Genomic DNA, 24035 nt, shown 5'->3' on the forward strand with positions numbered 1-24035 from the left:
ATGTCACCCGTCTCGCGCGCCGGGCCGCAGGCAAGCGATGAAAAAGCCGTCCATGCCGCCGCGTTCGGCCCAGAAGTCGGGCCGCAGGCGCAGCCCCTCGGCAGCGATCCAGTCGGGCTCGATGCCGGGCCGGGCCAGCGCCTTCAGATCGTTGGTCAGCCCCTCGTGCCGGGCCAGCGCCTCCTCGACTTGCACCTCGCCCTCGTCGGGCAGGAGCGAGCAGGTGCAGAACACCAGCCGACCGCCGGGCTTCAGGAGCGTCAGCGCGTGGTCGATCATCTCGGCCTGAAGCTCGATCAGCGCGCCGAACTCCGAGCCGTCCTTGGCGTATGGCAGGTCGGGGTGGCGGCGGATCGTGCCGGTGGCCGAACAGGGCGCGTCGAGCAGGATCGCGTCGAAACCGCCCTCCGCCTCCGAGGCGTCGAACTCCAGCGCGTCGGCTTGCACGACCTCAGCCCCAAGCCCGGTGCGCGCGAGGTTCTCGCGCAGCCGCCCGAGCCGCGTCTCCGATAGGTCGAGCGCCGTGACCTGCGCGCCCGCGGCCGCGAGTTGCATCGTCTTGCCACCCGGCGCGGCGCACAGGTCGAGCACCCGCTCGCCGGGGCGCGCATCGAGCACCCGTGCGGCGATGGCGGCGGCGGCGTCCTGCACCCACCACTCGCCCGTGTCATAGCCGGGCAACGCCGAGACCTGCCCCGCCTCGCGCAGCCGCACCGACCCCGTGGGCAGCAGATCGCCGCCCAGCGCCTCGGCCAGCGCCGCCCCGTCGCCCTTGGGCGTGAGATCGAGCGGCGGTATCATGGCCTGCACCGCCTCCATCGCCTCGACCGACTTGCGGCCCCAAGCCTCGACCATCGGGCCGCGCAGCCAGTTTGGCAGCTTGGGGACCGGCATTCTGGCCCAGGCCTCGGGTGGCTCTTCGGCGAGCTTGCGCAGCACCGCGTTGACGAGGCCCTTGTAGCTCTGGGTGCGTTTGCCCTTGGACATGATCTGCACCATGGCGTTGACCACACCATGCGCCGCCGCCCCCTCCATGATCTCGACCGCGCCGAGCCGCAGGGCATTGCGCACCGCGAGCGGCGGCTGCTTGGTGAGAAACGGCTTGAGCGCCCGGTCCGCCGTCGGCAGTTGCCGCAGGACCTGCGTCGCGAGGCGCTGGGCGCGGGCCCGGTCGGGCGGCGACAGGCGTTCGAGCGCGCCCGCCGCGATGGTTTCGGACATGAGCCGCTGGCCCCCCGTCGCCTGCTCGATGAGGTGCAGCGCGGCGCGGCGCGCGGCGATGCCGTCGTCTGGGGCCGTGGCGCGGTCCTGTGTCATGGCGGGTCCGGGGGTTGTTGGAGACGGATCAGCACGTATATCCCGAGCATCCGCCGCACAAGCGCCGCCTCAGGAGAGACGCCATGGCCGACAAGACCCCCCAGATGTCCCCCGACATGCCCGAGGCCGCGAAGCGCGCCCTCGATGAGGCGCGCGCCCGGCGAGCGGCGCTGGACGAGGCCGCGAAATTGCCGACCGAGCTTGGCGGCCGCGACGGTCCCGAGCCGGTGCGCTACGGCGATTGGGAAAAACAGGGCCTCGCCATCGACTTCTAGGGTCTCAGCGCGCGAGGCCCAGCACGTCGACCATGTCGTAGGCGCCGGGCGACCGCCCCTGCCCCCACAGCGCGGCCTGAAGCGCGCCGCGCGCGAAGATCATCCGGTCGGTCGCCATGTGGCGGATCACGATCCGTTCGCCCTTTCCCGCGAAGATCACGTCGTGTTCGCCCACGATGTCGCCGCCGCGAATCGCCGAAAAGCCGATATGGCCCCGGATGCGCGGCCCGGTGATGCCGTCGCGGCCCCGGTCCGCGATCTCGGGCAGCGTCACGCCGCGCCCCTCGGCTGCGGCCTCGCCCAGCATCAGCGCGGTGCCCGAGGGGGCGTCGGCCTTGCGGTTGTGATGCGCCTCGACCACCTCGATGTCCCAGCCGTCGTCGAGGGCGGCGGCGACCATCTTGGTCAGCCCGGTGAGCAGGTTCACCCCGAGGCTCATGTTGCCCGCGCGCACCTGCACCGAATGACGCGAGGCAGGGATCAGCCGCTCGATCTGGGCCGCGTCGAAGCCGGTGGTGCCGATGACATGCACAGCCCGCGCCTGCGCCGCGAGATGCGCGGTCTCCAGCGTCGTCTCGGGCGTGGTGAAGTCGATCACCGCCTGCGCGCGCGCCATCGCCTCGAGCGGGTCGTCGCTCACCGCGACGCCCATGGCGGGGCCGCCCATCGCATGGCCGACATCCTGACCGACCCACTCGTGGCCCGCCCGCACCACCGCACCGGCGAGCCGCGCGCGACCGCTGTCGCAGACGGCCCGCACGAGCATCTGCCCCATCCGGCCCGCCGCCCCCATGATCACGATCCCCGGTGCTGTCTCGGTCATGCCCTAGTCCTTTCGAATGCTGCCCCTTCCTCGCGCGAGCCGCGCCCGCTTGGCAAGACCGGCCCCGGAGACTAGATGAAGCCGCATGAGCAAAACCCGTTCCTCCGAGCCCCGTGGCCCGTCGCAGCGTCAGCTGCGGGTGGGCGAACTGATCCGCCGCAGCCTGTCCGAGCTGCTGACCCGTGGCGACCTGCACGAGCCCGAACTGTCGGGCATGTCGATCACCGTGGGCGAGGTCCGGGCCACGCCCGATCTCAAACGCGCCACCTGCTTCGTGCTGCCCTTGGGCGGTGGCGACGAAGAGACGATGCTGGCCGCGCTGCGCCGCGCCAAGCCCGAGATCCGCTTCCTGCTGGCCCGCAACATGAAGCTCAAGCACGCGCCGGACCTCAAGTTCGAGATCGACCGCACCTTCGACCGGATGGACGAAACACGCCGTCTGCTGTCGGACGAAAAGGTCCGCCGCGACGTCGAAGCCGACGACATCGCCCCGGACGATGCCGGGCCGGACGGCGCGGAGGGGGACGCGGGATGATCAGGCACCTCGCTTTGGCCGCGCTCGGCCTCGGCGCGGCCTACGCCCTGCCCGCGTCGTCCCAGGCCGCGACCTGCGAGGATATCGATTACGAAGGGCTGTCCTACACCGCCTGCGAGGTCGACCCCGCCGGCGACGACCTGCGGCTGTTCCTGACCGATGCACAGGGCGGGCTCTATGGCAGCTTTCAGGCGATCGACCGCGAGGCGGACGGAGCGAGCTGGTCTTCGCGATGAATGCGGGCATGTACCATCCCGACCGCCGCCCCGTGGGGCAATATCTCGAAAACGGCGACGAGGTGATGCGCCTCGTCACCAATGCCGGCCCCGGCAATTTCGGCATGCTGCCCAACGGCGTGTTCTGCATCGGCGAGGACAGCGCGCGCGCGATCGAGACGCTGCGCTACGAGCGCGAGGCGCCCGAGTGCCGCTATGCCACGCAGTCCGGCCCGATGCTGGTGATCGACGGCGAATTGCACCCGCGTTTTTTGCCCGACAGCACCTCGCGCAACATCCGCAACGGCGTCGGCACGACCGATGCGGGTGACCGCGCGGTTTTCGTCATTGCCAATCAGCCGGTGACATTTCACGAGTTCGGCTCGTTCTTCCGCGACCACCTCGGCTTGCCGCAAGCGCTCTATTTCGACGGCAATGTCAGCCGCTTGCATGCGCCGGAGCTGAATCGCTCGGACTTCGGCTTTGCCATGGGGCCGATCGTCGGCGTGCTGTCGCCCGTTGACGAGGCGCGCCCCGGCGGCTAGGCCCCGCGACCTTACGGGATCAACGGGGGCGACATGGCACGCAAGCGCAAGGGACGCGACATCTCGGGCTGGCTCGTGGTGGACAAGCCCGCGGGCCTGACCTCCACGGCCGTGGTCAACAAGGTCAAATGGGCCTTCGACGCCAAGAAGGCGGGCCACGCCGGCACGCTCGACCCCGACGCCACCGGCGTGCTTGCCGTGGCGCTGGGCGAGGCGACCAAGACGGTGCCCTTCATCACCGACGCGCTGAAGGCCTACGAGTTCACCGTGACCTTCGGGGCCGCGACCAACACCGACGACGCCGAGGGCGAGGTCATCGCCCGCGCGGAGGCCCGCCCCACGGATGCCGAAATCAAGGAGGCGCTGCACGGCTTTGTCGGCGACATCGAGCAGGTCCCGCCCGCCTTCTCGGCGGTCAAGGTCGATGGCCAGCGCGCCTATGCGCGCGCGCGCGCGGGCGAAGAGTTGGAACTGGCCGCCCGCCCGCTCTGGGTCGAGAGCCTGATCCTGATGGACCGCCCCGACGCCGACCACGCCGTGCTCGAGATGGTCTGCGGCAAGGGCGGCTACGTGCGCTCCATCGCCCGCGATCTGGGCAAGAAGCTCGGCTGTCTGGGCCATGTGCGCGAGCTGCGCCGGGTGTGGTCGGGGCCGTTCACCGCCGCCGAAGGGGTGACGCTCGATCAGATCGAGGCCGAAGCCAAATCCGAGACGCTCGACCGGTTCCTGCGGCCGCTCGAGGATGGCCTGGCCGATCTGCCGCGCGTCACCTGCTCGGCCGAATCGGCCACGCGGCTGCGCAACGGCAACCCCGCCCCGGTGATCGCCTCGGGCCTCGATTACGGCGAGGAGGCATGGGCCGCGCATGAGGGCCACGCCGTGGCGGTGGGCCGGGTCATGGGGCCGGAGCTGCATCCCTCCCGCGTCTTCGTCGTCTGACGGCCGCGCAGCAAGACCTAGAACACCGCGCGCCGCACGAGGTTGAGCCCGGCGACCAGCAGCACCGCCAGCGTCACGCGGCGGAACGCCTGCTGGTCGATCCGGTCATGCGCCAGCCCGCCGAGCATCATGCCTGCCACCGCCGGGACGATCATGAAGAGCGAGAACGGCAGCGTCGCGGCGTTGAGCACGCCCGATTGCAGATGCGCGCCCGACAGCGCCAGCGCGCCGAGGCCGTAGATCACTCCCTGCACCCGGATCGAATCGCCCTTGGGCGTGTCGATCGCGGTGAGATAGGCCACCGTCGGCGGCCCCCAGACACCCGAGACCCCGCCGACGAAGCCCGAAAAGCCGCCGATCAGCGCCTCGATCACATTGGTCTTCTCCGGCACCTTCGGCTTCCAGCCCGAGAGCTGCAGGATGGCGAAGGCCGAGACCGGCGCGCCGATCAACAAAAAGAGCGCCTCGGTCGAGAGCACCCGCACCAGCTGCGCGCTGAGCGCCAGCATCAGCCCGCCGACGATCAGGTAGACGCGAAACCGCCTCACGGTGGAGAGCGCCGCCGCGCCGCCCTGTCGCAGCGCCTGCATGCCGTTGGTCACCAGCGTCGGTGCGATCAGCGCCGCCAGCGCCAGCTCTGGCGGCAGGAACAGCGACATCGCCGAGATCATGATCATCGGCATGGCAAAGCCGACCATCCCCTTTACGATACCCGCCCCGAAGCCCACGAGAACGGACAGCAGCACGAGCTGCGGCGGCATCAAATCGGCAAAGGGATACATGCGGCTCACAGATTATTCGGTCGCCGCAGTGGTGGCTGGAAAGCGGGGCCCCGGCAAGGGGCCTCAGCCGATCCTCTGGATCGCCTCGATCAGCCGCGCCCGCGCCGGCGGCAGGGGGCGGTCGCCGGAGCCGGGCACGAGCCGGTGCTCGATGAACCAGCCGGTGGTCCTGAGCGCGGCGACGATGTCGGCGGCCTCGGCCTCCCCCTCGCCGCGCAGCACCGGCGGCAGCGGCAGGAGCTTCGACGCCCATTCCCCCGCGCCCTCGCGGCTCACCGCGCGGCCCGACTTCGGGCTGACGAGATCGAGGCCCTCGGTCGCGCCCGTCACCGCGCAGGAGGTCAGATCGAGCGCGAAACCCATCTCCTCCAGAAGCGCCAGCTCCCAGCGCAGATAGGCCAGCGGCCAGATTTCGGTTTCGCCCAGCAGATCGAGCAGCGCCATGGTGCGATCGTAAAGGGGCGGGTGCGGGTCGCGCTCGGGCAGCACGGTGACGAGGAGCGCCGCCACGGCGTTGAGACCCGCCAGCGCCAGCCGGTCCTCCATCACTTGCGCTGCGCGCGAGCGTAGCGGTTCGAAGGTGAAGTTGCCCAGATGCTCGCCCAGCCGCGCCTTCCATGTCAGGTCGAGCTGCGCGCCGGGCTGCAAGAGCGGCGCGATACGGCGCGAGCCGCCGCCCCGCACCACACCCGCATGCAGGCCGTGACTGCGGGTGAAGACCTCTATGATGGCCGAGCCCTCGCCATGGCGGCGCACCCGCAGGAGCGCACCCTCCTCGCGCCACTCGATCATGCGCGGATCACGCGCGGGCGCGGCCCGGCTTGAACGGCGCCATGCCGGCGCGGGCCAATTCGTCGGCGCGCTCGTTCTCGGGATGCCCGGCGTGACCCTTGACCCATGTCCAGACCACCGTATGCCGCGCCGCTGCCTCGTCGAGGCGGCGCCACAGATCCTCGTTCTTGACCGGTTTGCCGGTCGAGGTCCGCCACCCCTTGCGCTTCCATCCCGCCATCCATTCGGTGATGCCCCCCTTCACATAGGCGCTGTCGGTCACGACGGTAAGCTTCGAGGGCTTGCCCAGCGCCTCGAGCGCGGCGATCGCGGCCATCAGCTCCATGCGGTTGTTGGTGGTCATCACCTCACCGCCCTTGAGCTCGCGCTCCTTGGTGACGGTCTCGCCATCCTTGGCCTGCAAAAGCGCGCCCCAGCCGCCGGGGCCGGGATTGCCCGAACAGGCGCCGTCGGTGAAGGCGAAGATCTTGGCCATGGAGGGGCTCCGGTCAAAGGGGTCGGGGCGTTCCCTTTAGGCGAAGCTCCGCCGTGCGGCAACGTACCCTTGGGAACCGATGCACCGGCTTTGGGGGTTCTTCGGGCGTGACTTCACCGAATTCGGAGCCTTTTCCATGTTCCATCACTCATCCAAACTTCAGTATCAGGTCCGCGTCGACAAGCCCTCGCCGGCCTTCGCCAAGCATCTGCAGCAGGCGATCGGCGGCATCGAGGGCGAGATCCGCGTCGCGATGCAGTACTTCTTTCAGGCGATGGGCGCGCGCGGGGACAGCAAGTACCGTGACATGCTGATGATGACCGCGACCGAGGAACTGAGCCACATCGAGTTTCTGGGCCACGCCGTGGCGCTCAACCTTGAAGGCGCGCCCGTCGAGGTACAGGACGAGGCGGCGAAGGACCCGGTCGTCCATGCGATCTTGGGCGGCATGAACCCGCGCCACATCCTGTCCTCGGGCCTCTCGGCGATGCCCGTCAACGCCAACGGCGTGCCCTTCGACATGAGCCACGTCTATGCGACCGGCAACCTCGCCGCCGACATGATGGCCAACGCCACCGCCGAATCGGGCGGCCGGGTGCTGGCGTCGCGGCTCTACAACATGACCGACGACGCAGGCATGAAGGACATGCTGTCCTTTCTCATCGCGCGCGACACGATGCACCAACAACAGTGGCTCGCGGTGATCGAGGAGCTGGGCGGCTGGGAGGCGGCTCTGCCGATCCCGAACTCCACCCCACAGGAGCACGAGGCGACCGAGCACAGCTACTATTTCCTCAACACCTCGCTCGACGAGCCGACCCCGCAGGGCCGCTGGACTTCCGGTCCCTCGCTCGACGGGCGCGGCACCTTCTCGGTCATGGAAAAGCCCGAGCCACTGGGCCAGAAGCCCGATCTCGGCAAGGCCAAGCCGAAGACCGGCACCCAGACCGAGCAGCAGTGACACGGCGCGGGCGGGCTCTTCGGACCCGCCCGACCTCCAAGGCCCGGGTGCGATGCCTGCTGGGCCAGATGCTCAATGAACCAACCTCGTCGCCTCGGGCCGACGTCGCCCAAGCATCGAAGAGTGAGATACGAGACGCGCCGATCGCCGCGGCGCGCGGCAGGTCATCACGCGAACAGGGGGCTCCAGCCTCGGGGCAAGCGCCGCGCGCGGGCCTCTCAGGCAGTTTCGCGCAGGATGCGCGGCACCTTGAACTCCACGTTCTCCTGCGCCGTCTCGACCAGCTTCACCGTTACGTCGTAGCGCGCCCGGAAGGCTTCGATGACCTCCTCGACCAGCACCTCCGGCGCACTCGCCCCGGCAGTCAGCCCCAGCGACCCGATGCCCTCGAGCGCGCGCCAGTCGATGTCGGCGGCACGCTGGACGAGTTGGGCATAGGCGCAGCCCGCCTTCGAGGCGACCTCGACGAGGCGCTTGGAGTTCGATGAGTTCGGCGCGCCGACGACCAGCAGGGCATCGCAATCGGGCGCCATCGCCTTCACTGCCTCCTGCCGGTTGGTGGTCGCATAGCAGATGTCTTCCTTGCCCGGCCCCTTGATCGCGGGAAACCGCGCCTTGAGGGCCGCGACGATGCCCGCCGTGTCGTCGACCGACAGCGTCGTCTGCGTGACATAGGCGAGGCGTTGGGGATCGCGCACCGCGACCGTGGCAACGTCGGCCTCGGTCTCGACCAGAAGCACCTCGCCCTCGGGCAGCTGCCCCATCGTGCCCACTGTCTCGGGATGGCCCGCATGACCGATCATGATCATCTGGAGACCTTCGGCGGAATGACGCGCCGCCTCGTTGTGCACCTTGGTCACCAGCGGGCAGGTCGCATCGACCTGGATCATCTCGCGCCGCGTGGCCTCGGCGGGAACGGACTTGGCGACGCCATGGGCGGAAAAGATCACCGGGCGGTCGTCGGGCGCCTCGTCCAGCTCCTCGACAAAGATCGCGCCCTTGGCGCGCAGATCGTCGACGACATAGCGGTTGTGCACGATCTCGTGGCGCACATAGACCGGGGCACCCCATTTCTCGAGCGCCATCTCGACGATCTTGATGGCGCGGTCGACGCCCGCGCAAAAGCCGCGCGGCGCGGCGAGATGCAGGGTCAGGGGCGGCAGGGTGGTCTCGGTCATCGGGGGGCCTCCGGGGCACGCTTGGCCGGTCGCATGGACGTCGCTTGGGATGCCGCACAGCTAAGCATTCCGGACGCCGAGGTCCAGCACCCGCCCCGACGCCGCGCTCAGTCCTCCTGATCCGCACCGCCTTGGGCGGGCCCATGCTGGCGGGAGGGGCGTCCAACGACATCGCGCAGCTCCTCCAGATCGATGAAGTTGTCGGCCTGCCTGCGCAGCTCGTCGGAGATCATCGACGGCGAGGACCGAACCGAGGACACCACCGACACCCGAACCGCGCGCCGTTGCAGTGCCTCGGCCAGGGACCGGAAATCGCCGTCGCCCGAGAACAGCACCGCGTGATCGATCCGCCCGGCGATATCGAGCGCATCGACCGTCAGCTCCACCTCCATGTTGCCCTTGATCTTGCGCCGCCCCTGCGCATCGGTGAATTCGCGCGCGGGCTTGGTGCGCATGGTGAAGCCGTTGTATTGGAGCCAGTCCACCAAGGGCCGGATCGGCGAATATTCGTCGCCGTCGAGCAGGGCGGTGTAGTAATACGCCCGGACCAACCGGCCCCGGCGCATGAACTCCTGCCGCAGAAGCTTGTAGTCGATGTCGAACCCCAAGGCCTTGCCGGTGGCGTGCAGGTTGGCGCCGTCGATGAACAGCGCAAGGCGTTCGTCCCGATAGAACATTGTCAAAAAAACCCCTATTGAAATACCGCCGAGCCTGATCGGGTCCGGATGATCGAACATGCCAATCCCCTCCCTGCCTCTCTTTGTCCGGGGAAATCAAGCGCAGGAAACACTTTGTATGCCGCAACGGAACAGTCCATACGTGCAGCCGATCAAGCGGCGGGCCCTGATCGCGCTGGGGGCCAATGCGGCGGCACCTCAGGGATCGCCGGCCCAGAGCCTGCGCGCGGCGATGGCACAGGTCGCAGCGCTGGGTTCTGCCGTGCGAGAGAGCAGGCTTTGGCGCAGCCCCGCTTTTCCGGCGGGCATCGGCCCTGACTTCGTCAACGCCGTCATGGTGCTGGAGACCGAGCGCGATGCTGACGACCTGCTTGCCGAACTGCACCGCGTGGAAGCGGCCTTCGGCCGCGAGAGGCAGACCCGCTGGGGACCACGCAGCCTCGATCTCGACCTTCTGGCGCTCGACGATCTGGTGCTGCCGGACCTCGCCGCGTGGTCGCTCTGGCGCGACCTGACCCCTGAAGCGCAGGCTCGCGAGACGCCGGATCGCCTGATCCTGCCGCATCCGCGGCTGCAGGATCGCGGCTTCGTGCTGGCGCCCTTGGCCGAGGTCGCGCCGGACTGGCGCCATCCGGTCACCGGCTTCGACGTGACGCAGATGCGCGACGCGCTGCCCACAGCGGCGCTGGATGGGGTGGAGCCGCTCGACTGACGGGCCAGCATGATGGGTCCGCTGCGCCTTGTGTTCCGGGCGCGTGCGCTGTATGCGTGCGCTTTCGAGGCCGTGCCGCGCGATTCCGCGTGCGGCGGTCCTTTGCCCAACCTCAGATGGGAGTCGTCCGATGGCCCGCGTGACAGTCGAAGATTGCGTTGACAAGGTTCCGAACCGGTTCGAGCTGGTGATGCTCGCCGCGCATCGCGCCCGCGAGATCACCTCCGGCGCGCCGCTCACCGTCGCGCGCGACAACGACAAGAACCCCGTCGTGGCGCTGCGCGAAATTGCCGACGAAACGCAGCAGGCCGACGATCTGCGCGAGCGGATGATCGAGGCGCACCAGACCCAGATCGAGGTCGACGAGCCCGAGGCCGATTCGATGTCGCTGCTGATGAGCCAGGAGGCCGACAAGCCGGCCCAGGACGACATGAGCGAGGAACGCCTGCTGCGCGAGTTGATGCAGGTCCAGAAAGAGGGCTGATCGCAGCCCGCACAAGGCCGGGGGTAGGACGACCCAGATGACATCCGCAGACGAGCTGATCGCTCTGGTCCGCAGCTACAACCCGGCCACCCGCGACGCGATGATCCGCGACGCCTATGCCTTCGGCGAAGAGATGCATGCCGGGCAGTTCCGCAAGTCGGGCGAACCCTATTTCATGCATCCCGTCGCCGTGGCGATGATTCTCGCCAAGCAGCAGATGGACGACGCCACGATCGTCACCGCCCTTCTGCACGACACGATCGAGGACACCCGCGCCTCCTTCGCGGTGGTTTCCAAGCGCTTTGGCCGCGAAATCGCCGAGCTGGTCGACGGCGTCACCAAGCTGACCAACCTGCAGCTCTCCTCGACCCGCACCAAGCAGGCCGAGAACTTCCGCAAGCTGTTCATGGCGACCTCCCGCGACCTGCGGGTGACGCTGGTCAAGCTTGCCGATCGGCTCCACAACATGCGCACGATCCGCTCCATGCGGCCCGAGAAGCAGGCCCAGAAGGCGCGCGAGACGATGGAGATCTATGCGCCGCTGGCGGGCCGCATGGGCATGCAGTGGATGCGCGAGGAGCTCGAGGACCTGTCGTTCCAGGTGCTCAACCCCGAGGCGCGCAACTCGATCATCCGCCGCTTCATCATGCTCCAGAAGGAGGCGGGCGACGTCGTCGAGCGCATCACCGCCGACATGCGCACCGAGCTCGATCGCGCGGGCATCAAGGCCGATCTGTTCGGCCGCGCCAAGAAGCCCTATTCGATCTGGCGCAAGATGCAGGAGAAGGATCAGGGCTTCTCCCGGCTGTCGGACATCTACGGCTTTCGCGTCGTCACCGACAACGAGGCCGACGCCTACCGCGTCCTTGGCGTGATCCACCAGCGCTGGCGCGCCGTGCCGGGCCGCTTCAAGGATTACATCAGCCAGCCGAAATCCAACGGCTACCGTTCGATCCACACCACCGTCTCTGGCCGCGACGGCAAGCGGGTCGAGGTGCAGATCCGCACCCGCGAGATGCACGAGGTCGCCGAAACCGGCGTCGCCGCGCATTGGTCCTACCGCGACGGCCTGCGGGTCGAGAACCGCTTTGCCGTCGATCCGGCGCGCTGGATCGCCCAGCTGACCGAGCGGCTGGAAACCGGGCATGACGACGAGGATTTCCTCGAGGCCGTGAAGCTCGAGATGTATCAGGATCAGGTGTTCTGCTTCACGCCCAAGGGCGAGGTGATCAAGCTTCCCCGCGGTGCCACGCCGATCGATTTCGCCTTCGCGATCCACACCCGCATCGGCTCCGCCTGCGTCGGCGCCAAGGTGGACGGGCTGCGCGTGCCGCTCTGGACCCGGCTCAAGAACGGCCAGTCGGTCGAGATCATCACAGCCGACGGCCAGCGCCCGCAAGCGAGTTGGATCGAGATCGCGGTGACGGGCCGCGCCAAGGCCACGATCCGCCGGAGCCTTCGCGAGGAGGACCGCGAGCGTTTTGTGAAGCTCGGCTCCGAACTGGTGCGCGTCGCCTTCGAGAACGTCGGCAGGCGGGCCACCGACAAGGCGCTGCGCACGGCGGCCAAGACGCTGGGGCTCGAGAGCGCCACCGAGCTTCTGGCCCGGCTCGGTTCGGCCGACCTCACCACCCGCGAGGTGGTGCAGGCGCTCTATCCCGAACTGGCCGCACGCGGCGACGCGCACGAGATCTCGAAGGAGCGGGCCGTGGCGGGCCTTGCGGCGGGACAGAGCTTTCGCCGCGCGCCCTGTTGCCAGCCTGTCCCCGGCGAACGGATCGTCGGCATCGCCTTTCGCGGTCAGGGCGTGGTGATCCACGCCATCGATTGCCCGGCGCTGGCGCATTACGAGGAACAGCCCGAACGCTGGGTCGATCTGCGTTGGCAGGACGGCACGCATGCCCCGGTCAATACGGTGAGCCTCGATCTGACGGTTACCAACGACGCGGGCGTGCTGGGGCGGCTCTGCACGTTGATCGGCGAGCAATCGGCCAACATCTCCGACATGACCTTTCTCGACCGCAAGCCCGACTTCTACCGCATCCTCGTCGACGTGGACCTGCGCGACGCCGAGCATTTGCACCGGGTGATGACCGCGCTTGAGGCCGAGAGCCACGTCTCCTCGATCGAACGCCACCGCGACCCGAGCCGTGCCGTCGCCTCCGCGACGACGACGGTGACGGCCGGGGCCTGATCGGGGCCGCGGTGGTCTTCAAGCGGCGCGACAGGCGGTCGGTGGGCCGCGCGGTGGCCGAGACGGTCTATCCGCGTGGCGGTTGGCGCCGGGCGTTCGGCTATGTGAGGCACCGGCTGCAGCGCCTTCCCGACACGCCCGAAAAGATCGGTCGCGGCATCTTCGCGGGTGTGCTGGCAAGCTGGACGCCATTCTACGGGCTGCATTTCGTGATCGCCGTGATCTTCGCCAAGATCGGCCGCGGCAACATGCTCGCCTCGCTCTTGGGCACCTTCTTCGGCAATCCGCTCACCTATGTGCCGATCGGCGTGGTGGCGCTTCAGACCGGCTATTTCATCATGGGCCACCCGCCCGGACGCGGGATCGAGACCTCGCTCATGGGCAAATTCGCCGCCGCGGGCGAGGATCTATGGCACAATTTCGGCGCGCTGTTCGGCCCTGATCGCGCCGACTGGCACGGGCTGGGGCTATTCTACCATCAGGTATTCCTGCCCTATCTCGTGGGGGGCATCCTGCCCGGGCTGATCTCGGCCTTCGCCTGCTATTGGCTTTTCGTCCCCGTGATCGCTGCCTACCAGAACCGCCGCCGCCGCAAGCTGCGCACCAAGCTGCAGGCCTTGGGAAAAAACCCTGAAAGCCCGGCTGACGACGGCACGGGACCGGGATAGGCTTCGGCCCGAAGGAGACCATTGGCATGACGGACCTCAGACTCGGCGTGAACATCGATCACGTGGCCACGGTGCGCAACGCGCGCGGCGGCGACACCCCCTCGCCCGTCCGGGCCGCAAAGCTCGCCGAGGAAGCCGGAGCCGACGGCATCACCGCGCATCTGCGCGAAGACCGCCGCCACATCTCGGACGCCGACATCGAGGCACTGATGGCGACGCTGAAGCTGCCACTCAACTTCGAGATGGCCGCCACCGACGAAATGCAGGCCATTGCGCTGCGCCACCGCCCGCATGCCGTCTGCATTGTCCCCGAAAAGCGCGAGGAGCGCACCACCGAAGGAGGGCTAGAGGTCGCGCGCGACGAGAATCGGCTGGCGCATTTCATCGCGCCGCTGCGCGATGCGGGCTGCCGAGTGTCGATCTTCATCGCCGCCGACCGACCCCAGATCGACGCCGCCGCCCGCATCGGCGCACAGGTGGTGGAGTTGCACACCGGCGCCTATTGCGACGCCCATGCGGCCGGCGACACTGCCACTCGCGACGCGGAGCTTGCGAAGATCGCCGAAATGGCCACGCACGCCCATGCGCTGGGCCTCGAGGTGCATGCCGGGCACGGGCTTACCTATGACACCGTCGGCCCCATCGCCGGTCTGCCGGAGATCCGCGAGCTGAACATCGGCCATTTCCTGATCGGAGAGGCGATCTTCCGCGGGCTGTCGCCCGCCATCGCGGAGATGCGTCGGAGGATGGAGGCCGCTCGACGGGTGATGTCCTGATCAGGTTCCCTTCTTGGTTGATCACGATATGCACGTGCGGGGGATGAAAATCGGCTTTCTGCAAAACATTGCCGAGACGGCAGCACCTTCCCGCCGATGCCTGCGGTGTTCCCGCCCTGCCCGAATTTGCGGCAGGAACATGATCCCGCCGCCGCAGTTTTGACCTTCAAGACCGCCGGGGACCACTCACACCCCCTGCCCCGGCGGTCATGACACCGGAGGAAAGGAACGCACATGTTCATGAAGTCCAAGAGCCTCGTCGCCGCCGCCGCCCTCACCGTCGCCGCATCGGGCGCCTTTGCCCAAGGGCAGGAAGGTCTCGTCAACGTCGCGGTTGACGACAACACCGTGCAAGTTCCCGTCGATGTCGCAGCCAATGTCTGCGACCTCGACGTGAACGTGCTCGCGGCCCAGTTCGTCGGATCCGACGAAACCGCCTGCGAGATCGACCAGAAGACCGCCGCCCAGAACGGCATCAAGTCGAACGGCAGCAACAATGCACAGGGCAACAACGGCCAGCAGAACGGCCTTGTGAACCTTTCGGTCGATGGCAACACCGTGCAGGCGCCGATCGGCGTGGCAGCCAATGTCTGTGACGTCGATGCCAACGTGCTCGCCCGTCAAGCCAAGGGCAACGACGATACCATCTGCGAAATCAGCCAGGAGCAGGCTGCCGAGAATGGCATCGACATGTCGGGCATGACTGACGGCACGGAGGCGACTGGCACGACCGATACGGTCACCGATGCGGCCGACACCGTGACCGACACGGCCACGGACGCCGCCGAAACGGTGACCGACACCGCCGAAGATGCGGCTGACGACGTGGAGAACGCCACCAACTGATCGCGCATCCTAAACATTCTTCGAGGAGGCGTCCGGCATACCCGGGCGCCTTTTTTCATTGGCAATTCTTCGAAAAATTCTGCCCGAATCATGGACCGTTCATTCTGGTCGCACGTTGGTACTGCAAGAGGCCCCCGAGGGGGCGCCCACCATATCGGAGACAGACATGAGCGACCATCTCGACACCCTGAAGAAGCTCCACACCCGCGTCATCGACAGCCGCGACGGTTACAAGCATTCGCGCGAGGATGTCGCTGACGAGCGTGGATTCGTCGGCTTCTTCGACCGCCGCATCGCCGAGCGCGAGCAGTTTCACACCGTGATCCATCGCCAGCTTGGCGCCGAGGGCGTGGACGTGAGCGAGAACGGCTCGACCGCTGCTGCCGCCCATCGTGGCTGGCTGTCCTTGAAGGATTCGCTGACCGGCAATGACGAAGCGGTCTATGACGAGATCATCAGTGGCGAAGAGCAGCTCCTGAAGCTCTATGACGATGCCATCTCGGCCACGACCGGCAAGCCCGAGTGGAGTTTCCTGTCGAGCCAGCGTGCCGACGTGGAAAAGGCGATCACCGAGCACGGGCGGAAAAGAGCCGCCACGCCGCCTGATCCGCAGATCCTTTTCGGTTCCATTTGCGCCGTCCTTCGGGGGCGGCGCATTTCGTGAGGACCCCTCATTGCCCGTATGGGCGGCATCGGCTAGCGAGGGGCCATGATCCTTGGCATTGGCACCGATCTCGCGAATATCGACCGCATCGCCGGCGTGCTCGAACGCCATGGCGACCGGTTCCGCAACCGCGTCTTCACCCCGGTGGAGCAGGCCAAGGCCGAGCGCCGCCGCGACGTGGCTGGCACCTACGCCAAACGGTGGGCCGCCAAGGAGGCATGCTCCAAGGCGCTGGGCACCGGGCTGCGCATGGGCATCGCCTGGAAGGACATGGCGGTGAGCAACCTCGCGACCGGCCAGCCGGTGATGGAGGTCACGGGCTGGGCGCGCGCGAGACTCGACGCGATGACGCCCGCGGACCACGAGGCGATCATCCATGTCACACTGACCGACGATCACCCTTGGGCGCAGGCCTTCGTGGTGATCGAGGCGCGCCCTCTCGCCGCGCGCTGATCGCTTCTTGCGACATGGTCCGAAGTCGCAAGGGCTCTAGGGAATCGCCATGCCCGTTGTCAGGCTCTGGCGCTGCGCCGTTGTGCGGGCTAGACGGCGTGCTTGGCGGTTTCCTTGACTAATTCCCCCGCCCCCCGCATGTAGCCCCGAAACCCCAAGGGACCCTTCCGCATGGCCAGCAGATCCGACACCGAGAAGCAGGGCTTCGTCCACAGCGTCTGGGAAACCGTCAAGACGGTGTTCTGGGCGCTGCTGATCGCGGGCATCTTCCGCACCCTGTTCTTCCAGCCTTTCTGGATTCCCTCGGGCTCGATGAAGGACACGCTGCTGATCGGCGACTTCCTCTTCGTCAACAAGATGGCTTACGGCTACTCCTATGCGTCGTGCCCCTCGGTCCGTCTGGCCTCTCTGGGTGTCGACATTTCGGCCGAGGATGTCTGTGGCTGGGCCAAGGGCGACAATGACCGTCTCTGGGGGGAATACCCCGAGCGCGGCGATGTGGTGGTGTTCCGCCACCCCGTGACCGGCGAGGATTTCATCAAGCGCGCCATCGGCCTGCCGGGCGACCGGATCCAGGTGCGCGAAGGGCGGCTCTTCCTCAACGATGAGGCGGTCGGGCAGGAACCGGCGGGCACCTTCACCGAGGTGATGGAGCGTCAGGGGCCGCAAGGGCTGATGCCGCGCTGCCGCAACGGCGCCGTCGGCATGGGGGCCATCTGCGAAAAGACCCGCTATACCGTGACGCTGCCGAACGGCGTGAGCCATGACATCCTCGACATCGGCAATCAGTCGTCCGACAATACCGGCGTCTATACCGTTCCCGAGGGGCATCTGTTCTTCATGGGCGACAACCGCGACAACTCCACCGACAGCCGGGTGCCGCAAAACGCGCGCGGCGTGGGCTTCGTGCCCTTCGAGGATCTCGTGGGCCGGGCCGACCGGATCATGTTCTCCTCGGCAGGGCGCTCGATGCTGGCCTTCTGGACCTGGCGCTCGGACCGCTTCTTCAAGGCAGTCGAGTGAAGCTTTCGGCCGAACTGCGTGCCTTTGCGGGCCGGCTGGGACACGAGTTTTCGCGGCCCGAGCTTTTGTCGCGCGCCGTCACCCATGGCTCGATCTCCGGGCCGATGCGCGATGACAACCAGCGGCTCGAATTCCTGGGTGACCGGGTGCTGGGGCTCGTGATGGCCGAGGCGCTGCTCGACGCGGATCGCGGTGCCACCGAGGGCCAGATCGCGCCGCGCTTCAACGCGCTGGTGCGCCGCGAGACCTGCGCCGAAGTGGCGCGCGAGATCGAGATCGGTGCGGTGCTGCGGCTCGGCCGGTCCGAGATGAAATCGGGCGGCCGCCGCAAGGAGGCGCTGCTCGCCGACGCGATGGAGGCGGTGATCGCCGCCGTCTATCTCGACGCGGGCTTCGAGGCGGCGCGCGGCGTGGTGCGCGGGCTTTGGGGCGAACGGATCAACCAAGTCGAAACCGATGCGCGCGACCCCAAGACCGCGCTTCAGGAATGGGCGCAGGCGCGCGGAGAGCCGCCGCCCGTCTATGCCGAGACAAGCCGCGAGGGACCGGACCATGCGCCGGTCTTCACGATCGAGGTGACGCTGGCCTCGGGCGCGTCGCACAACGCCACGGCCGGATCGAAACGGCAGGCGGAACAGGCGGCCGCGGCCGCGCTATTGAAACAGGTGAGCGAATGAGCGAGCACGACGAGACGCCGAAAGGCGACGAGACCCCGGCGGCCGCTCAGGGTGAGCCGCAGGCTGACGCGCTGCACGAGGACGGCCTTCCCGGCGCGCCCATCGGCGGCGATCAGGACGTCGACAAGGGCCCCACCGGTGCGGGCTATGTCGCCCTCATCGGCGAGCCGAACGCGGGCAAATCGACGCTGCTGAACCGCATGGTCGGTGCCAAGGTGTCGATCGTCACCCACAAGGTGCAGACCACCCGCGCCCGCATCCGCGGCGTCGCGATGGAGGGGCGCACGCAGATCGTGTTCGTCGACACACCGGGCTTGTTCCGGCCGCGCCGCAGGCTCGACCGCGCCATGGTCGCGGCGGCATGGGGCGGTGTCGCCGACGCCGATGTCGTGGTGCTGTTGATCGAGGCGCATCGCGGCATCACCGACGGGGTGAAGTCGATCCTCGAGAACCTCGGCGACCGCGTCGGACGCACGCCGGTGGCGCTCGCCATCAACAAGATCGACAAGGTGAAGTCCGAGGTGCTCCTGCAACTCACGCAAGATCTCAACGCCGCGCATCCTTTCGTGAAGACATTCATGATCTCGGCCGAGCGTGGCCATGGCTGCGCCGATCTCAAGGAATGGCTCGCCGAACAGATGCCGCGAAGCCTCTGGCTCTATCCCGAGGATCAACTCGCCGACCTGCCGCTGCGGATGATCGCCGCCGAGATGACGCGTGAGAAGCTGACGCTCCGGCTGCATCAGGAGCTGCCCTACGAGCTCACGGTCGAGACCGAGAGCTGGCAGGAGCGCGACGATGGCTCGGCCCGCGTCGACCAGATCATTTATGTCGCCCGCGACGGCCACAAGGGCATCGTGCTGGGCAAGGCGGGCGAGACGGTAAAGTCGGTCTCCAAGGCCGCGCGCGAGGAGCTGTCGGAGTTCCTTGGCCGCAAGGTGCACCTGTTCCTGCAAGTGAAGGTTCGGCCGAACTGGCTCGAGGAGAAAGAGCGCTATTCCGAGATGGGCCTCGACTTCAAGGACGGCAATTCTTGAGCCGTCTCGCCGCGGGCATCTGGGTTTCGGCCTATCTGACGCGGCTCAGGCTCGCCGACATCCCCGCCTTCGTCACCTCGAAAGGTGACGAGACGGCGGGGGCGGTGCTGGTGAAGTCGAACACGCTCGACGGGCAGGCGCGGCTGTTCCAGCGCAGCCTCGACCTGATGACCGGTGCACGGGTCTGGATCGTTCTGGCCGAGGGGCCGGAGCCGGAGGTCGACGCAAGCATCGAGAAGCAAAAGCGCTTCGACCCCGACCTGTGGGTGATCGAGGTCGAGGACCGGGCGGGCCGGACGCTTCTCGAAGAGGTGGGGCTGGCGGACTAGCCCCCGATGCGAGGCCGTCAGGCCGCGCGCCAACGCTCGAGAATGTGCCGCGCCACCATCAAGTCGAGATGCGCGCCGCCGCCATTCTTGAACAGGGTGATCTCGTCCGCGCTTTCGCGCCGGAACAGATCCGGCTCCGAGAACTCCGCCACCACGTCCTCGCGCGCGATCGCGCCCGTCTCCAGCGGGATCTTCAACTCGCCGATATGGTCGAGCGTCGTGGCGCGCGCATCGACAAAGATCCGCGCGCGTTGCAGCGCCCGGTCGTCCGCCTCGCGCATATGGGGCGTGAAGGCGCCGATCAGGTCGAGATGGGTGCCGGGGCGCAGCCAGTCGCCCCGCACCACCGGCGCTTTCGCCATGGTCGCGCAGGTGACGATGTCGGCGCGGCCCACCGCCTGCTCCAGATCCTCGGCGATCACGATATCCGGGTGCTGGACCTTCAGCCGCTCCGCCCCCGCCCGGGAGCGGTTCCAGACGGTGAAGCGGGCCTCTGGAAAGGCCGCTCCGTAAGCCTCGCGCAGCGATGCCGCGACGTTGCCCGCGCCGACGATCAGGATCTCGTGGCTGTCGGGGCGCGCGAGCTTCATCGCGCCGAGCAGGCTGTCGGCGGCGGTCTTCCACTTGGTGACGAGATGGAAATCCACCACGGCCTCTAGCGTCCCGTCCGTATCCGACAGGAGGTTCACCGCGCCGTTGATGCTGGGGCCGTCATTGCCCGGAAAGACCGTCACGACCTTCACCGCGATGCCCAAGCCCTCGATCCAGGCGGAGCGGTTCAAAAGCGTGTCCTCGCCCCGGTAGAGAAACGTGTCCGTCACTTGCGCGGGCGGCAGATCGTGCCCGGCCTCGATCGCACGGGCCATGGCGATCCAGTCGAGCTTCGCCTCGGCCTCGAAGGGAATGATCTCGGTCACGCGGCCTCCGCCTCATTGAGCAGCCCCTCGGCCACCAGCCTCTCGGCCAGCCCATCGGGGCCGGTGAAGTGATGCGTCTGCCAGCCACGCGCGCGGGCGGCGGCGATGTTGTCGGCACGGTCGTCGGTGAACAGGAGCCGCTCCGGCGCCACGCCGGTCTCGCGCTCCAGCCGCTCGTAGATCGGCGCGTCGGGCTTGGCCATGCGCAGGTGCCCCGACACGAACAGCGCGTCGAACTCGGCGAATACGGGATAATGCACGCGCGCGATCTCGAAGGTCTCGACCCCGAAGTTCGACAGCGCGAAGACCGGCACGCCGCGCGCCTTCAACGCCCGCAGGAGCCGCCCCGAACGCGGTATCTCGGGGCTCGCCATCTCGATCCAGCGATCATGCCACAGCGCGATCTCGGCGGCCCAGTCGGGATGCGCCTCGGCCAGCGCCATGACCTGCCCGTGGAACGCCTCGCCCATGTCGACCCGCTCGTTCATCGCGTGCAGTTCCACAGCGGCAAAGAGCGCGGCGCGCCGCTCCGCCCCGATCTCGGCGTCATAGAACCCTTCGGGATTCCACTCGATCAGCACGTTGCCGATGTCGAACACCACTGCATCCACGCTCATGATCCCGCTCCTTCGGTCTTGGCCTTGCGCAGCGCCCGCTCCAGCGCGTCGAGAAAGCGCGAGCGGTCGGATTTGGTGAAGCCCTTGCCGCCGCCCTGACGGAACGGATCGGCGGCGCGCAGATCGGCCATCAGGTCGCGGGTGGCGAGCACGTTGCCGATATTGGCCTGCGTCAGAGGCTCGCCATTGTGCTTGAGCACCTGCGCCCCCGCCTCGACGCATTTCGCGGCGAGCGGGATGTCGTTGGTGATCACCACGTCGCCCGTCCTGGCCCGGTCGGCGATCCACATGTCGGCCACGTCTGGCCCCTCGGGGACGATGATGGTCTCCACATAGGGGTTCTGCGAGGGGCGAAGTCCTCCATTCGAGACGATGGCGACCTTCACCTTGTGGCGGGTGCCCACCGTCTCGCATTCGGCCTTAACGGGGCAGGCATCGGCATCCACATAGATCATGACCAGAGCGCTGCGGCGTGGAAATCGACATGGTCCTCGATGAAGGAGGACACGAAGAAATAGCTGTGGTCATAGCCCTTCTGAAGGCGCAGCGTGCCGGGTTGACGCCGCTCGGCCATGGCGCGGGCGAAATGCTCGGTACCGAGCTTGTCGCCGAACTGGTCGGCGGTGCCGGTGTCGATCAGGAGCGGCCCGTCGAAGCCGGTCTTGGTCATCAAGAGCGTCGCGTCGTGGCGTGCCCAAGTGGCCTCGTCTGTGCCGAGATAGGCCTCGAACTGGCGGCGGCCCCATTCGCTCTGCGTCGGATGGCAAATCGGCGCGAAGGCCGAGACACTTCGGTATCGTCCCGGCAGCCGCATCGCCATGGTCAGCGCGCCGTGCCCGCCCATGGAATGACCGGTGATCGCCTGGCGCGCCTCGTCGATGGCGAACTGCCCTTCGAGCAGGGCGGGCAGTTCCTCGGCCACGTAGTCCCACATCTGGTAATGCTTCGCCCAAGGATCCTCGGTCGCGTTAAGGTAGAACCCCGCGCCCTGCCCCATGTCGAAGCCGTCATCATCGGCCACGCCCGGCCCGCGCGGCGAGGTGTCTGGAAACACCAGCGCGATGCCCTGCTCGGCGGCCCAGCGCTGCGCGCCCGACTTGGTCATCGCGTTCTCATGGGTGCAGGTGAGACCCGACAGGAACCACAGCACCGGCACCGGCCCCTCCTGCGCTTCCACGGGCAGGAACAGCCCGAAGGTCATCTCGGTGCCGGTGGCCTCGCTGGCATGCGAATAGACCCCTTGCACGCCGCCGAAACAGGTGTTTTCGCTGATTGTCTTCATGTCGTCTCCGTATCCGCCGAGATCACGGTGAGGATCTCTTCGAGCGGTTTCTTGTTCAATGCCGCCGCCGGGACGGTGGCGTCTTTGGCGGGGTGACCGACGGCAAGGATCATCACCGGTTTCTCGGCCACCGGACGGTCGCAGAGCCCGGTGAGGAACTTCATCGGGCTCGGCGTGTGGGTGAGCACCGACAGCCCCGACAGATGCAGCGCCCCGATCAGGAAGCCGGTGGCGAGGCCGACGCTTTCGGGCACGTAGTAGTGCTTGTAGCGCGCGCCGTCCTCGCGCGTGCCCCAGCGTTGCGCGAAGACGACGATGAGCCACGGCGCGATCTCGAGATGCGGCTTGGACGCGCCGGTGCCGATCGGCTCCAACGCTGCGATCCACTCATCCGGCGCGCCGCCCTCGTAGAAGGCGCGCTCCTCCTCCTCGGCAGCGGCGCGAATCTTGGTCTTCATGGGCGTGTCAGAAATGGCGACGAAGTGCCATGGCTGCTGGTTGGCTCCCGAGGGTGCGCGCCCAGCGGTGGCGATGGCGGTCTCGATCACCGCGCGCGGCACCGACCGGTCGGAGAAGTCGCGCACCGTGTGGCGCGTCGCCATCGCGTCATGATGCGCCAGCGCGGCGGCCTGCATCGCGGCGTCCGTCATGTCGCCCCGGTCCGGCAATGGCAGGGGCTGGTAACGGATCTCGCTCGTGGTCATCGTGGCCTCCCGCCTGCTGCCCCGCACTGTCGCCAATGGCGGCGGTGGGTGCAAGTCGGGCGCGGCGCCCCAAGGAGACCGCAAAAAGCCCGTATTCTAAAAGTGAAGGGGTCAGGGTGATGCCTCAGCCGCCGCCGATCAGCACCCCGGCGGCGAAGACCAGCGCGCCGCCCAGCACCACCTGGAAGGCCGCGCGCAGGAACGGCGTGTCCATATAACGGCTCTGAATCCAGGCGATGGCCCATAGCTCGATGAAGACCACGATGATGGCGGTGATCGTCGCCGCCCAGAAATGCGGGATCAGGTAGGGTAGCGCGTGGCCAAGGCCGCCCACGGTGGTCATCATCCCTGTGGCGATGCCGCGCTTGATCGGCGAGCCGCGGCCCGACAGCTGCCCGTCATCCGAGGCGGCCTCGGTGAAACCCATGGAGATGCCCGCCCCGACACTGGCTGCGAGACCGACGAGGAAGGTCGTATGCGTGTCCTGCGTCGCGAAGGCGGTGGCGAAGATCGGCGCCAGCGTCGAGACCGAGCCATCCATCAGCCCCGCCAGCCCCGGCTGCACATAGGTCAGCACGAATTGCCGCCGCGCAGCGTGATCCTCGTCGTCGCGCGCCTCGTCGTGCAGATATTCCTCCGCGAGGGCCTGTGCCGTGTCCCGGTGCCCGGCCTCGGCGGCGGCGAGGTCGCCCAGAAGCGCGCGGGTCGCCGCGTCGCGCGCATGGGCGGCGGCGCGGGCATAAAAGGCCCCGGCCTCGCGCTCCATTTCCGCCGCCTGCGCGCGGATCGTCTCGAGCCCGAGATTTTCGATCAGCCAGACCGGGCGGCGGGCGTGGAACCCCGCCACGTGCTCGCGGCGCAAAAGCGGGATCACCTCGCCGAAACGGTCGCGGTGCAGCGCGATGAGCTGGCGCCGGTGGTCGTCCTCCTCCTCGGCCATGCCGTCGAACACCGCCGCCGAGGCCGGATAGCCTTCGCGCAGCCGCTCGGCATAAAGCCGGTAGATCCGCGCGTCGTCCTCCTCCGAGGAGATCGCCAGCGCGAGGACCTCCTGTTCGCTGAGATCGTTGAACCGGCGACGCGAGGAGAATCCGGGAATCATGACCGCACTTTCTTTAGAATGATTCCAATCTATAGC

The 24035-nt window shown here is 67.8% G+C and carries 29 protein-coding genes and 1 pseudogene; 17 read left to right on the forward strand and 13 right to left on the reverse strand.

Going from position 1 to position 24035, the window contains the following annotated elements; genetic code table 11:
- Nucleotides 1-3: 3 nt before the first annotated feature.
- Nucleotides 4-1317 carry an RsmB/NOP family class I SAM-dependent RNA methyltransferase gene (locus MBELCI_RS01280; protein ID WP_021692319.1) on the reverse strand — a complete coding sequence of 438 codons (1314 nt, stop codon included), beginning with the start codon at nt 1315-1317 and terminating at the stop codon, nt 4-6.
- Nucleotides 1318-1400: 83 nt separating this feature from the next.
- On the opposite strand from MBELCI_RS01280, the gene MBELCI_RS01285 reads away from it, so the two are divergent.
- Nucleotides 1401-1592: a DUF1674 domain-containing protein gene (locus tag MBELCI_RS01285; RefSeq protein ID WP_021692320.1), complete on the forward strand. Its 192-nt coding sequence runs from the start codon at nt 1401-1403 to the stop codon at nt 1590-1592.
- Nucleotides 1593-1596: 4 nt separating this feature from the next.
- On the opposite strand, the gene dapB is transcribed toward MBELCI_RS01285, so the two are convergent.
- Nucleotides 1597-2415 carry a 4-hydroxy-tetrahydrodipicolinate reductase gene (gene dapB, locus MBELCI_RS01290; RefSeq protein ID WP_021692321.1) on the reverse strand — a complete coding sequence of 273 codons (819 nt, stop codon included), beginning with the start codon at nt 2413-2415 and terminating at the stop codon, nt 1597-1599.
- A gap of 85 nt (nt 2416-2500) precedes the next feature.
- On the opposite strand from dapB, the gene rbfA reads away from it, so the two are divergent.
- From rbfA to truB, 3 genes and pseudogenes are all read left to right on the forward strand, one after another.
- Nucleotides 2501-2950: a 30S ribosome-binding factor RbfA gene (gene rbfA, locus MBELCI_RS01295; protein WP_021692322.1), complete on the forward strand. Its 450-nt coding sequence runs from the start codon at nt 2501-2503 to the stop codon at nt 2948-2950.
- Nucleotides 2947-3710, forward strand: a pseudogene (locus MBELCI_RS01300) (phosphodiester glycosidase family protein). The gene rbfA and the pseudogene MBELCI_RS01300 overlap by 4 nt, the downstream one beginning before the upstream one ends.
- A gap of 33 nt (nt 3711-3743) precedes the next feature.
- Nucleotides 3744-4649: a tRNA pseudouridine(55) synthase TruB gene (gene truB, locus MBELCI_RS01305; protein ID WP_021692324.1), complete on the forward strand. Its 906-nt coding sequence runs from the start codon at nt 3744-3746 to the stop codon at nt 4647-4649.
- A gap of 17 nt (nt 4650-4666) precedes the next feature.
- Here the strand turns inward: truB and MBELCI_RS01310 are convergent, their stop codons facing one another.
- The 3 genes from MBELCI_RS01310 to rnhA all read right to left on the reverse strand — a co-directional run bounded on the left by MBELCI_RS01310 (nt 4667) and on the right by rnhA (nt 6698).
- Nucleotides 4667-5431, reverse strand: a complete 765-nt coding sequence (locus tag MBELCI_RS01310; RefSeq protein ID WP_045319549.1) for a sulfite exporter TauE/SafE family protein — start codon at nt 5429-5431, stop codon at nt 4667-4669.
- 63 nt (nt 5432-5494) lie between these two features.
- Nucleotides 5495-6223 carry a DNA repair protein RecO gene (gene recO, locus MBELCI_RS01315; RefSeq protein WP_200861238.1) on the reverse strand — a complete coding sequence of 243 codons (729 nt, stop codon included), beginning with the start codon at nt 6221-6223 and terminating at the stop codon, nt 5495-5497.
- Between the two features lie 7 nt (nt 6224-6230).
- The gene (gene rnhA, locus MBELCI_RS01320) at nt 6231-6698 is read right to left on the reverse strand and encodes a ribonuclease HI (RefSeq protein WP_021692327.1); all 468 of its coding nucleotides are present in this window, start codon (nt 6696-6698) and stop codon (nt 6231-6233) included.
- 136 nt (nt 6699-6834) lie between these two features.
- On the opposite strand from rnhA, the gene MBELCI_RS01325 reads away from it, so the two are divergent.
- Nucleotides 6835-7659, forward strand: coding sequence for a manganese catalase family protein (locus MBELCI_RS01325; protein WP_045319574.1), 825 nt, complete (start codon nt 6835-6837; stop codon nt 7657-7659).
- Nucleotides 7660-7877: 218 nt separating this feature from the next.
- Here MBELCI_RS01325 and ispH read toward each other — a convergent pair whose 3' ends face one another.
- Nucleotides 7878-8837: a 4-hydroxy-3-methylbut-2-enyl diphosphate reductase gene (gene ispH / locus MBELCI_RS01330; protein ID WP_021692329.1), complete on the reverse strand. Its 960-nt coding sequence runs from the start codon at nt 8835-8837 to the stop codon at nt 7878-7880.
- Between the two features lie 107 nt (nt 8838-8944).
- Nucleotides 8945-9514, reverse strand: coding sequence for a LabA-like NYN domain-containing protein (locus MBELCI_RS01335; RefSeq protein WP_045319550.1), 570 nt, complete (start codon nt 9512-9514; stop codon nt 8945-8947).
- Between the two features lie 118 nt (nt 9515-9632).
- Here MBELCI_RS01335 and folK point away from each other — a divergent pair, with 118 nt between their 5' ends.
- The 12 genes from folK (at nt 9633) to MBELCI_RS01395 (ending at nt 19377) form a co-directional block, all read left to right on the forward strand.
- Nucleotides 9633-10226: a 2-amino-4-hydroxy-6-hydroxymethyldihydropteridine diphosphokinase gene (gene folK, locus MBELCI_RS01340; RefSeq protein WP_045319551.1), complete on the forward strand. Its 594-nt coding sequence runs from the start codon at nt 9633-9635 to the stop codon at nt 10224-10226.
- Nucleotides 10227-10356: 130 nt separating this feature from the next.
- The gene (rpoZ, locus tag MBELCI_RS01345) at nt 10357-10710 is read left to right on the forward strand and encodes a DNA-directed RNA polymerase subunit omega (RefSeq protein ID WP_021692332.1); all 354 of its coding nucleotides are present in this window, start codon (nt 10357-10359) and stop codon (nt 10708-10710) included.
- A 37-nt stretch (nt 10711-10747) separates the two neighbouring features.
- Nucleotides 10748-12904 carry a RelA/SpoT family protein gene (locus MBELCI_RS01350; RefSeq protein WP_021692333.1) on the forward strand — a complete coding sequence of 719 codons (2157 nt, stop codon included), beginning with the start codon at nt 10748-10750 and terminating at the stop codon, nt 12902-12904.
- An 11-nt stretch (nt 12905-12915) separates the two neighbouring features.
- Nucleotides 12916-13572, forward strand: a complete 657-nt coding sequence (locus tag MBELCI_RS01355; RefSeq protein WP_045319552.1) for a DUF2062 domain-containing protein — start codon at nt 12916-12918, stop codon at nt 13570-13572.
- Nucleotides 13573-13598: 26 nt separating this feature from the next.
- Nucleotides 13599-14348 (forward strand): pyridoxine 5'-phosphate synthase, encoded by a 750-nt coding sequence (locus MBELCI_RS01360; RefSeq protein ID WP_021692335.1) that lies wholly within the window; start codon nt 13599-13601, stop codon nt 14346-14348.
- A 234-nt stretch (nt 14349-14582) separates the two neighbouring features.
- The gene (locus MBELCI_RS01365; RefSeq protein ID WP_021692336.1) at nt 14583-15194 is read left to right on the forward strand and encodes a hypothetical protein; all 612 of its coding nucleotides are present in this window, start codon (nt 14583-14585) and stop codon (nt 15192-15194) included.
- A 166-nt stretch (nt 15195-15360) separates the two neighbouring features.
- A complete protein-coding gene (locus tag MBELCI_RS19110) occupies nt 15361-15858 on the forward strand; it encodes a DUF2383 domain-containing protein (protein WP_021692337.1) in 498 nt (165 codons plus the stop codon).
- A 45-nt stretch (nt 15859-15903) separates the two neighbouring features.
- Entirely contained in the window at nt 15904-16311 is a 408-nt protein-coding gene (gene acpS, locus MBELCI_RS01375; protein WP_021692338.1) for a holo-ACP synthase, read from the forward strand.
- Nucleotides 16312-16482: 171 nt separating this feature from the next.
- Nucleotides 16483-17334 (forward strand): signal peptidase I, encoded by an 852-nt coding sequence (lepB, locus tag MBELCI_RS01380; RefSeq protein ID WP_021692339.1) that lies wholly within the window; start codon nt 16483-16485, stop codon nt 17332-17334.
- A complete protein-coding gene (rnc, locus tag MBELCI_RS01385; protein WP_021692340.1) occupies nt 17331-18011 on the forward strand; it encodes a ribonuclease III in 681 nt (226 codons plus the stop codon). Before lepB ends, rnc begins: the two co-directional genes overlap by 4 nt.
- On the forward strand, nt 18008-19048 hold the full coding sequence (gene era / locus MBELCI_RS01390; protein WP_021692341.1) for a GTPase Era: 1041 nt from the start codon (nt 18008-18010) through the stop codon (nt 19046-19048). Before rnc ends, era begins: the two co-directional genes overlap by 4 nt.
- Nucleotides 19045-19377, forward strand: coding sequence for a DUF1491 family protein (locus MBELCI_RS01395; RefSeq protein ID WP_021692342.1), 333 nt, complete (start codon nt 19045-19047; stop codon nt 19375-19377). The genes era and MBELCI_RS01395 overlap by 4 nt, the downstream gene beginning before the upstream one ends.
- Nucleotides 19378-19394: 17 nt before the next feature.
- On the opposite strand, the gene MBELCI_RS01400 is transcribed toward MBELCI_RS01395, so the two are convergent.
- The 6 genes from MBELCI_RS01400 to mbfA form a co-directional block, all read right to left on the reverse strand.
- Nucleotides 19395-20294: an ornithine cyclodeaminase family protein gene (locus tag MBELCI_RS01400; RefSeq protein ID WP_021692343.1), complete on the reverse strand. Its 900-nt coding sequence runs from the start codon at nt 20292-20294 to the stop codon at nt 19395-19397.
- Nucleotides 20291-20911, reverse strand: a complete 621-nt coding sequence (locus tag MBELCI_RS01405) for an HAD family hydrolase (RefSeq protein ID WP_021692344.1) — start codon at nt 20909-20911, stop codon at nt 20291-20293. Before MBELCI_RS01405 ends, MBELCI_RS01400 begins: the two co-directional genes overlap by 4 nt.
- Complete coding sequence (locus MBELCI_RS01410; RefSeq protein ID WP_200861239.1) at nt 20908-21366, reverse strand: YaiI/YqxD family protein; 459 nt, start codon at nt 21364-21366, stop codon at nt 20908-20910. The genes MBELCI_RS01405 and MBELCI_RS01410 overlap by 4 nt, the downstream gene beginning before the upstream one ends.
- The gene (gene fghA / locus MBELCI_RS01415; protein WP_021692346.1) at nt 21363-22193 is read right to left on the reverse strand and encodes an S-formylglutathione hydrolase; all 831 of its coding nucleotides are present in this window, start codon (nt 22191-22193) and stop codon (nt 21363-21365) included. The genes MBELCI_RS01410 and fghA overlap by 4 nt, the downstream gene beginning before the upstream one ends.
- Complete coding sequence (locus tag MBELCI_RS01420; RefSeq protein ID WP_021692347.1) at nt 22190-22897, reverse strand: nitroreductase family protein; 708 nt, start codon at nt 22895-22897, stop codon at nt 22190-22192. Before MBELCI_RS01420 ends, fghA begins: the two co-directional genes overlap by 4 nt.
- Nucleotides 22898-23021: 124 nt before the next feature.
- Nucleotides 23022-23999 carry an iron exporter MbfA gene (gene mbfA / locus MBELCI_RS01425; protein ID WP_021692348.1) on the reverse strand — a complete coding sequence of 326 codons (978 nt, stop codon included), beginning with the start codon at nt 23997-23999 and terminating at the stop codon, nt 23022-23024.
- Between the last annotated feature and the right edge of the window lie 36 nt (nt 24000-24035).

The organism is Limimaricola cinnabarinus LL-001 (assembly GCF_000466965.1).
GTDB lineage: Bacteria > Pseudomonadota > Alphaproteobacteria > Rhodobacterales > Rhodobacteraceae > Limimaricola > Limimaricola cinnabarinus.